This is a genomic window from Polynucleobacter sp. AP-Nickl1-40-C4 (assembly GCF_035012665.1).
Classification (GTDB): domain Bacteria; phylum Pseudomonadota; class Gammaproteobacteria; order Burkholderiales; family Burkholderiaceae; genus Polynucleobacter.
The window spans coordinates 1-267 of sequence record NZ_JAYGQR010000032.1; the positions used below are offsets into that span (position 1 = coordinate 1).

Genomic DNA, 267 nt, shown 5'->3' on the forward strand with positions numbered 1-267 from the left:
CTTACAACGGTCAAGTTCAGACCCAGGGTCCTGCAGTAGCATCGCCAGCAATTCTGACAAATGATTTGGTAACGATTTCTGGCGCAGCTAGCGGTAAAAACGTCGGTGTATATGGTTCGAATTTGGCTGTTAGCGGTGTGGATGCCTCTAATTACACCTTCACCTTAGTTAATAAGAACATCACCATTACGCCTTATGTCGTTACACCTGGCTCTACCACCGGCCCTCGTTTGACAACCGCAGCTAATAACAAGGTCTATGACACGA

Annotated in this window: 1 protein-coding gene; it reads left to right on the forward strand. The window is 47.2% G+C overall.

The annotated features are described in order from the left end of the window. The coding region (locus tag VC182_RS11655) for a hypothetical protein (RefSeq protein WP_323485378.1) at positions 1-267 on the forward strand (267 nt) is incomplete at both ends.